Annotated in this window: 9 protein-coding genes and 1 pseudogene; 7 read left to right on the top strand and 3 right to left on the bottom strand. The window is 52.9% G+C overall.

Annotation, left to right across the window (positions count from 1 at the left end; translation table 11 throughout):
- Positions 1–746 precede the first annotated feature (746 nt).
- The 7 genes and pseudogenes from ABD76_RS22825 (at position 747) to ABD76_RS22795 (ending at position 5,087) form a co-directional block, all read left to right on the top strand.
- Entirely contained in the window at positions 747–1,067 is a 321-nt protein-coding gene (locus ABD76_RS22825) for a hypothetical protein (RefSeq protein WP_197259350.1), read from the top strand.
- Positions 1,068–1,544, top strand: a complete 477-nt coding sequence (locus ABD76_RS22820; protein WP_197259349.1) for a hypothetical protein — start codon at positions 1,068–1,070, stop codon at positions 1,542–1,544.
- 121 nt (positions 1,545–1,665) lie between these two features.
- Positions 1,666–1,929 (top strand): hypothetical protein, encoded by a 264-nt coding sequence (locus tag ABD76_RS22815; protein ID WP_197259348.1) that lies wholly within the window; start codon positions 1,666–1,668, stop codon positions 1,927–1,929.
- A gap of 226 nt (positions 1,930–2,155) precedes the next feature.
- A pseudogene (locus ABD76_RS22810) lies at positions 2,156–3,437 on the top strand (SPFH domain-containing protein).
- Positions 3,438–3,448: 11 nt separating this feature from the next.
- Positions 3,449–4,195, top strand: a complete 747-nt coding sequence (locus ABD76_RS22805; RefSeq protein WP_197259347.1) for a hypothetical protein — start codon at positions 3,449–3,451, stop codon at positions 4,193–4,195.
- A 348-nt stretch (positions 4,196–4,543) separates the two neighbouring features.
- Positions 4,544–4,711 (top strand): hypothetical protein, encoded by a 168-nt coding sequence (locus ABD76_RS22800; RefSeq protein ID WP_197259346.1) that lies wholly within the window; start codon positions 4,544–4,546, stop codon positions 4,709–4,711.
- A 1-nt stretch (position 4,712) separates the two neighbouring features.
- The gene (locus ABD76_RS22795) at positions 4,713–5,087 is read left to right on the top strand and encodes a hypothetical protein (protein ID WP_197259345.1); all 375 of its coding nucleotides are present in this window, start codon (positions 4,713–4,715) and stop codon (positions 5,085–5,087) included.
- A gap of 73 nt (positions 5,088–5,160) precedes the next feature.
- On the opposite strand, the gene ABD76_RS22790 is transcribed toward ABD76_RS22795, so the two are convergent.
- The 3 genes from ABD76_RS22790 to ABD76_RS22780 all read right to left on the bottom strand — a co-directional run.
- Positions 5,161–6,621: an erythromycin esterase family protein gene (locus ABD76_RS22790; RefSeq protein ID WP_242069746.1), complete on the bottom strand. Its 1,461-nt coding sequence runs from the start codon at positions 6,619–6,621 to the stop codon at positions 5,161–5,163.
- A 64-nt stretch (positions 6,622–6,685) separates the two neighbouring features.
- Positions 6,686–8,116, bottom strand: a complete 1,431-nt coding sequence (locus ABD76_RS22785) for an erythromycin esterase family protein (protein ID WP_197259343.1) — start codon at positions 8,114–8,116, stop codon at positions 6,686–6,688.
- 295 nt (positions 8,117–8,411) lie between these two features.
- The coding region (locus ABD76_RS22780) for an IS630 family transposase (RefSeq protein WP_197257801.1) at positions 8,412–8,770 on the bottom strand (359 nt) is incomplete at its 5' end.

The following is an 8,770-nucleotide window of genomic DNA, read 5'->3' as shown; positions in this document are numbered from 1 at the left end:
CTTTGTATGAGTCTCGTTGCTGGAGCTGTGCCTCTACAAACAAGAGTGTCGAAGCGCCGACAAACAACTTTTGGGCTCGGTAATCCAATGACTCATCTCTAGTGGAATTCACATGTAACCACTTTAGGCATTGACAAATGACGTTTTGATTCGGTACGTTATCCATAGGAATCTCCTTTGTTGAGGCGTTTTATGGATAACGCTGAGGGTAACTCAACAATAGGAGATTTCTTTATTTTTGTCCACGAATATAGTTCAATAAGTTACAAATATAGAGAATTATAGGGTGAAAATTTTCGTAAAAAGATTGATGCAACGCTAGTGCTTTTCCAGACATTATATCATCAAATGGAGCGAATTGGTGATGGATCCGAACGCTCCTAACGGAAGTAAGGGACTTCCTTTCTCACGTATAAATTAATATTTTTCCTTATTTTATGAAATCATGCAGGGGTTATGCCGATATATGAAAAAACGGATGCATCAAAACTTAAAGGAGAACGCAACGATGACTTCCTATGAGATAGAATTTTCGGCCAAAGAGCTGTCTTACTTTCTTTTCAGGGAAAAAAGATGTCCGAGCTGTGAAGAATTGCTGCAGCGTGCGGAGCTTGGCAAGGGGTATGTCGGGTCAGCCAACAAGCTTGGCATCTATTACAGATGCAGCACGTGCAATGAAACTTACTCATTGACTGATCTTAGTGAAAAAGGGAAGACCGATACGAATACTTCTAGGGGATGATAACATGGCGGATACTTTTCTGCACTATCAGATAAAACGGTGCAATCGAAATTTTCTAGTAAGCAATCTAATCCTGATGGTTGTCATTAACCTCATGTGCGGCGGCTCCTTTCGAACCATCCATAATTACATGAACGGTCCGTTCGAGGTGGAAGGAGAACAACTGCTGTCCATCGTTGATCCGGAGGAAGTATATCAATTCCATGTTCGTTTCCAGGCCGACACGATAGTTGAGCCGATTGCGGAGCAAGTGGAATGGATGACCGCTTTTCAGGGGATGGTGCGAAGCGATGAGAAGGCAGTATACGAGTATTCTTTGGCTTAGTTGAAAAATCGTTTTGTCATAATCAGACACAATGTTGATGAGCCAATCGATGGCATGCTGGAGGGAGCGTTATTCCGCGTCCCGGCAGATGTCTATGGAATCGCCAATGAGTTGGTAGACGGAGAGCGGCAGGTACTGCCCTTTATGCTGGATATGACAGGCGCTTTGCAGGAAAGGGCGAAGCAGATTTTCTATACCGTGATTCCTGTTTTACTGTTTGCCGCGTTCAACATGATAAGGGCGCTGTACAGAATGATGGACAGGGAGCGACACCCCATTTACAAGAAGCTTCGCACATTCGGCAATGCCGATGAGGCAGTCCTCAGCATTAATCAAGAGATGAGCGACGAAGTGATTCGAGTGAAGAATTACTACGTTACCCCGTCCTGGATTATGCGCCAAAATTGGTTTACGCTGAAAATAGCGAGAAATTATTTCGAACCGGATGAGGTTTATGATTTGGATAAAGTGTTCTAGGTCTTGAAAAAATTCATGGATGGAGTCATTCGAAGCCGGAGCACGGCAACAGCCCGGCCCACACGCTTCCCCGGCAGCCTGCATACACTGGCCTCGACAAAAGCGCAAGGGAGGTCAATCGATGCCTGCCGTATCCATGTACAGAAAATGCGTCCATTGCCTGAACAAGCAGGTGAGCATCACAGCGAAGAATGGCAATATCTATGTAGGGAAAATCGTGAAGGTGGATAAAAAGAGAGTTTATCTCAAGGTAAGTTCCGTGAAGCACGCGAGCAAAGTGCATACCTCCTTTGCCCCGTTCATCTTGCCGCTCGTCCTGTTCGATCTGCTGGCCATCGTGCTGCTGGAGAGAAGACGCCGCATTCCGAGAAGAAGATTTTTATAAGAGCGTCCCGCCCTCATTCCGATGAGGGTATTTTTTTGCGCTAACGCTTCATAGGCTAGAATACAAAATGATCGCTCCGACACGATATTTATGATATATTTCCTAGTTAATATTTCCTATAATAGAGATGTGGCTGTATTTTTTGTATTTTGGGAGGTTTCGTTGCAAGCCTCTATACATATAACCGATAGAATGGACAGATAGATTCAGCGGGGGGAGAAGGTACATGGCACTCATTGATGTGATCAAATATGACGGTCCGCCGGATGTATTCGCGTGGAAGCATCCGAATCAGGAGCTGGGGACGTGGACGCAGCTTATCGTCAATGAATCGCAGGAAGTGATTCTCTATAAAGGCGGACAGGCGATGGATCGGTTCACCGCCGGCCGGCATACGTTAAGTACAGCAAATATCCCGCTTATCAATAATATCGTGAATTTGCCGTTCGGCGGCAAGTCGCCGTTCACGGCGGAGGTATGGTTCGTCAACAAGCTTCATTCTCTCAATATCAAATGGGGCGCCGCTCCAGCTCCAGGATCCGAAATATCAGATGTTCGTGCTGGTGCGCTCCTACGGCCAATTCGGCATTCAGATCGATGACGCCCGCAAGTTCCTGGGGAAGCTCGTCGGCACGATGCCTGTGTTCAGTCGGGACGCGTTAAGCGAATATTTCCGCGGCGTGCTGATGATGAATATTCATGAATTGATTTCGTCTTATTTTGTTCACCGGAAAATCAGCATTCTGGAAATTAACGCATACATATCAGACATTTCCAAGCATATCCATGAGCGCGTAGCGCCCGTCTTCGAGGAATATGGCATCCGGCTGTTGAACTTCACGGTCGATTCCGTCAATACGCCGGAGGACGATCCGGCCACGCAGCGTCTGCGGGAAGCGCTCACGAAGCGGGCGGAGATGGATATTATCGGGTTCACGTATCAGCAGGAGCGCACCTTCGATACGCTCGAGCATGCCGCGAAGAACGAGGGCGGCACCCATTCGGATCTGATGGGCGCGGGGATTGGCCTCAGCATGGGCTATGGCGTCGGCGGCGCCATCGGCGGCACGATGACGCGGCTGGCTGACGACCTGCAGGCCGTGCCGGCCCGGCAGAAAACATGCCCAAAGTGTGATCGCCGCAATCCGGACGACGCCGCCTTCTGCACGGCATTTGCCGCCTCCGGCGAAGCCGCTCCCCCGGAAGAAGTCCGGTGCAGCGCCTGCAATCGTTCGATGTCCCGGCGGTCCAAGTTCTGTCCGCATTGCGGCGACCCGTACAATCCGTGCCCTCACTGCGGGGCAGACAATCAGCCTGGGCAAGCCCAATGCGCGAAGTGCGGGCAAGATATGCCGGTTCCTTGCCGCCATTGCGGGGAGAATGTGCAGCCCGGGGTCAAGTTCTGCCCGCATTGCGGCCAGGAGCTCGCGCTCACCTGCGGCCAATGCGGCCACGAAGTGCAGCCGGGACAGAAATTTTGCGCAGAATGCGGCAATAAGCTGACATAGGGGGATGACGGATGAGACAGCTTACCTCATACAAAGGGATTACGACGACGATTTTCGCTATCATCCTTATCGTTACGCTCTCGCTGTTCTTCTCGTTCAGTGAGACCGATACGCGCGACGCCTCTTGGTGGCTGTCGTTAGGCGCCCTCGTGCTGGCGGAGGTCATCAGCTACGGATTTGTGTTCCAAATGATAGAGAGCGGCCACGAATTCAAGGCGTCCGTCCCGGCCTATATGTCGCTGGCAGCGGTCATCACCATTTATGATGCCGCCGTTCTGTTGCATATCGTGCTATTTTGGCTTATTTTCGAAATTCCGTTCAAAATCTATTTATTCATTCACATATTGACCTTGGCAGCGATGCTGATCGTCGGCTTGGTTCTTGGCATGGCCAAAATATTTATTCGCAGCCGGGAAGCGGACGAGCAGATTCGCATCCAGTCGATGAAGCAGCTCTATATCATTCTGAATGGGGCGCGAATGGAGCTGGAAAGCTGCCAGCATGCGGACCGCGACACGCTGCGGGAATTGCTGTACAGTCTGGAGGAGCAGTTGAAATATAGCGATCCGATCTCGCATCCGGCCCTGGTATTGGAAGAAGCCGAACTGATGGAGAAGGTGAGGCAGCTGGACAGCGGGGTGCGATCGTTCGTACGCGAACGACCGACGCTGCATTCTTCTGACGAGCTGCGTCAACTGATGCTGGATATTGCGAAGCTCCTGCGGCTCCGCAACGAGCGCATGACGGTGATGAAGTAGGAGGGGGGGCGCCATGTCCAGGGAAAGACGAAGCCTGTGGCTCAGCGCGGCCGGGGTTGCCTTTATGTTTTTTATCTGTCCGCCTACGGGAATTGCGTTGGGTATCCTTCGCGGTAGATATGACGACAAGAGTATACGGGGCAAAAGTCGGGGATTACGCATTGCGGGAGGGATTTCGATTGCCATATTTGTTCTTATGGTCTATGGACAATTGTTCCAGAGTCCGACTCCACCACCCTACTCTCAAGTGTTACTCCTAGCTGGTGTCCTGTACTTGTTGCCCGGGTTGTCCATGATACGCGCCGGTAACAGAGTCATCAAGTCAGCCGAAAAGGAGGCTCCAGTTCGGTGGATGAAGTGGGAAGAACTGAAAGCCATACCAGCGGCGCATCGTCCATGGATGTTCCTGAAACGATGGTTCCGTTTTGGCAATGTGCTGCGGGTTATCGGTTTGATATTCCTTATATTTTTCGGGTTGGTTGTGCTAGTTCTTGCCTTATCAAAACAGGAAAATGAATTGGAAATTCTGCTCATCTTTTTCTTCCTGTTCTGCCTGCCGGGCACCCTTATGTACTGGGCGGGCACGAGGCTGAACCGCAAGGAGGATCAAACCCAATCGGTGCCGAACGGATTCAGCGGGAAAGGGAAGGAAAGCCCATCGCAAGCGGGCAGGAATACCGATCAAGAATGGAAAAAGTACAGCCGGGAGCCCATCCCGAAGCGGTCGGCCTATAGCTATACCACTTCTGCAGCCAAGGAGACGGCAAGCGCCCAGTCTCCGCCTTCGCCTCCGCGGAGGATGATCTGTCCGGGCTGCGGCGCCCAGAACACCGTCCCGGCCCAATCAAGCGTCGCTTGCGAATACTGCGGCTCTACCCTTACCAACCTGTAAATATCAAGGAAACAAGGCTGCCCACCCAAGCAGAATGCCTGCTTGAGCGGCGCAGCCTTGTGCTGATCGCGGATTACTTCAAATAATCCGGCTCGCTTACTTGATCGATGAACAGAATGCCGTCGAACTGCTCCGCCGGAATGCTGCTGACCGGCATGACGCCGTCATAGTAGGAGATGTTCGGCTGCGTCATCCACGAATTGCCCGGCACGCGCTTCGCATAGCGCAGGTCGACAAAGGCGAACGGATGCCCTGCCCCTTTCATCACTTCCTCGACCGAATGCGGCATTGGAGGAAGCACGTCGGAAGCGCCTCCGGCGACATGCGCATTGCGGCCGCCGCCCATATACAGGCCGATTACGTAGCTTTGATCCTTGAATTCGGTCTTCTGCATCCATTCGCCCATATGGACGCGCGGCAGCGAATTCATCTCTTGCGAGTACGCTTTGGCAATATGGCCGTTATGGGCCCAGACGATAATCTTCTCGTTCGGATAGACATGGGCGGCAAGCCAGCTCAGGTTGTCGGCCATCATCCGATCGCGGTATTCCGAGGATTTGATCACCGACATGTAGTCCATCGACTTCCCGTTCAGGAACGCGGAGGAATTAATCGAAATCTCCATATACTCCTCGACGACTTGAATCCGGTTGTCCAGGGCCCGCTCCATCAGCTTGACGATATGCGGATTGTCCGGATACTGCCGCTGCAGCTCCTCGGCGCGCTTCGGCAGCAGCGCCCGCACCTGCTGGTACACCTTCAGCAGCTTCGGCTTCGCCTTGCGGTAACCTTCCAGATCTTCAGTCATTTCCCACTCATCCAGCTCTTGTTCCGCTTCCCGGAATTGCTTGGCCAGCTTGGCATCGCCCATCCACTCGCCCGTGAACAGCGCTCCCTGCGGCTGCATATCGAAGCCCGCCAGCGCCAGCGGCGTCTTCGTGTTTTGCGTATCCTTGATATATTGGAAAAGCGGGACGGTTTCCTGAGCTTGCCAGACGCGGAAGATCGAATCCTTCATCGTCGCGACCGGCTCCCGGGTGCGAATATGGCCGTACGCGGAGGCGGCATTGCCGAGATTCGTCTCGAAGGCGACGACGTTGAAGCCCAGCTCCTGATGCAAATATTGAATCAGCCGAGTCTTGGCCGAATTGTATTCCGCCGCGCCATGGGAGCTCTCGCCCAGGTAGACGATGCGCTTGTCTTCCAGCAGCGGCTTCAGCGCGTCCAGATCGGCGAAGCGTTCGGCAGGAATCCGGGCCTGCGGGGCTGCCTCCGGCTGGATGGAATCGAGCGCGATGGCGTGCTCCTTCATCCACTGCTTCCAATCCTGACGGGCCTCCGTGCTTGTACGGGCCCGATCCGGGGCCGCCGCCGTGCCGGCTGAGGCCTGCGCTCCCGCCTGGCCCTCTCCTGGCGTGCCTCCCCCTGCGGCTTGCCCGTGCGCCGTCGCTCCGAAGGAGAGCAGCGTGCCGAAGGCAATCACGGAGGCGAGGAGCACAGCGGCTCCGTTGCGTGTCCAATTCGATATCGTCATAGTCAAGGTCATATCCTCCTGAATTCCATAAGTAATCTATCTTCCCATTCCATGGATAAGGCCATTATTTGAGAAATGCCGGTGCTTTTACCTGATCAATATACAAGATGCCGTCATACTGCTCCCGCGGCACGAAGACTTCCGGCAGCATGCCGAAGTAGAGGGCGGAACGCGGCTCGCTCATCCAGGAGCTGCCTGGGCTCTTCTCCGCATAGCGCAGATCGACGAACGTATAAGGACGGTTCGCGGACTTCATCAACGATTCGATCGAATTGGCCGGAAGCGGCTGCACCTCGAAGGTCTCTCCCAGATTGTCCGCGCTCGTTCCGCTTCCCATATACAGGCCGATCGTGTAGCTGTACGGCCCGAACATCGTGTTCTGCATCAACTCGCCCATGAAGCGCCCTTGTACCGGCATGAACGATTGCTCCATCCGCGAAGTCGCCTTGCTGATATGCGTGTTATGGCCCCAGACGATAATCTTTTCCGTCGGATAGATTTCCGTCGCCATCCAGACCAGATTGTCGGCCATCGCCTGGTCGCGCCATTCCATCATCTTCATCATGCCGGAATAGTCGCCTTCCTGGGCCGTCACATTCGCTTTGATACTAAGCTCAATGTACTCGGCGACCAGGCGGATGCGATCATCGAGCATCCGGTTCATCATCGCAATCAGATGCGGGTTGTCTGGGTACAGCTTCGCCAAGGTCTTCTCCTGCTCGGCCACCTTCGCCTTCATATCCTGGTATAATTTCAACAAATTAGGCTTTTCTTTCGCGAAGGCTGCCAGATCTTCCGAGCTCATCCACTCCCACAACGAGCGCTCGGCTTCCGTATACCGGGTGCTTAGATCCTTATCCTTCATCCAATCCCCGGCCAGAATCGGCCCCATCGGCTGCATATCGAAGCCGGCCAGCTTCAGCGGCTGCTCCGTAGCTTGGGTTTCCTTCATATATTGGAACAGCGGCAGCGTCTCCTTTGTGTGCCATTGCGGGAAAATGGAGGTCTTCAGCATCTCTTCCGGCGTCTTCGTCTTCACGTTGCCGAAGGCGGCTGCCGCATTGCCCAGCGGAGTTTCGAAGGCGACGACGTTGAAGCCCAATTCCTGATGGAGAAATTGAATCAACCGCGTCTTGACCGAGTTGAACTCAGCGACTCCGTGCGAACTCTCGCCCAGATAGACGATGCGCTTGTCGAGCAGCAGAGGTTTCAGCATATCCAGGTCGGAGAAGCTGCCTTCGGCAGCCTGGCCATCCTTCGTCGCGGCAGGTTGTATCGTATCCAGCGCATAGGCATTCGTGCGGAGCCAATCCTCCCATTGCTGTCTGAATTCGGTCGATGCGGTGCCCTTGACGGCGGCCGTCGATGCGGCCGCAGCCGGGTTGGCTTCTCCATGTGCGGCAGGTGCCCAAGAGAACAGGGCGCTTAGAGAAATCACGGATGCCGCGAATAGCTGTACGGAACTTCTGGTCCATTTTGTCATCTGGGGTTTCAAAATATCATCTCTCCCTATAAGTATCTATACTGCATTTACATATGAATCAGGGTCACGAGGACCGGCGTGTTGCCATTGGCCATATTTGCTCCCGATGTGACGCATTCATCTTATAACGGAATGGATGCGGCCGCCTTATTTATACGATGAACGGAGCGATCTTGGGGGTGAGCGGCGCGCCCTGTAGGTCGAACGAACCGGATAGGAACGTGGCCGCGGGACCAAGAGAACATGATAGTATACATTACGTAATGAATGGATTTGCGTTGCGCCATGGAATACTATATAAGTTGAACTAAAGAATATCCACTACTATATCAGACTCCATCCGCACACAGAGACGGTCGATGATTGCTTGAGGTTCTTTCATCACAGCATTCATGAAAGAGCAGACATTCTTCCGTATCTCAGCTACAGTGTGGTAGAAGACGTTATTCACGACATCCGCTTTGAGCCACTTCCAGAGTCCTTCCACAATATTCAGTTGCGGACTGTACGGCGGAAGAAAGACAAAGGTCAGTCGCTTGTTTTCTTTCAGAAACGGCTCGAGTAGCTTGGCGTGATGGATTCTGGCATTATCCAGAATCATGGTAATGGTTCCTGAAGGGTATGCTTCAAGTACTTTGTTCAAGAATTTGAGAAACGTTTCTGCTG

It is taken from the genome of Paenibacillus dendritiformis (assembly GCF_015845845.1).
Classification (GTDB): Bacteria; Bacillota; Bacilli; order Paenibacillales; family Paenibacillaceae; genus Paenibacillus_B; species Paenibacillus_B dendritiformis_C.
The sequence above is the reverse complement of the archived record's forward strand: the minus strand, read 5'-3'. Positions and strand labels throughout refer to the sequence as shown.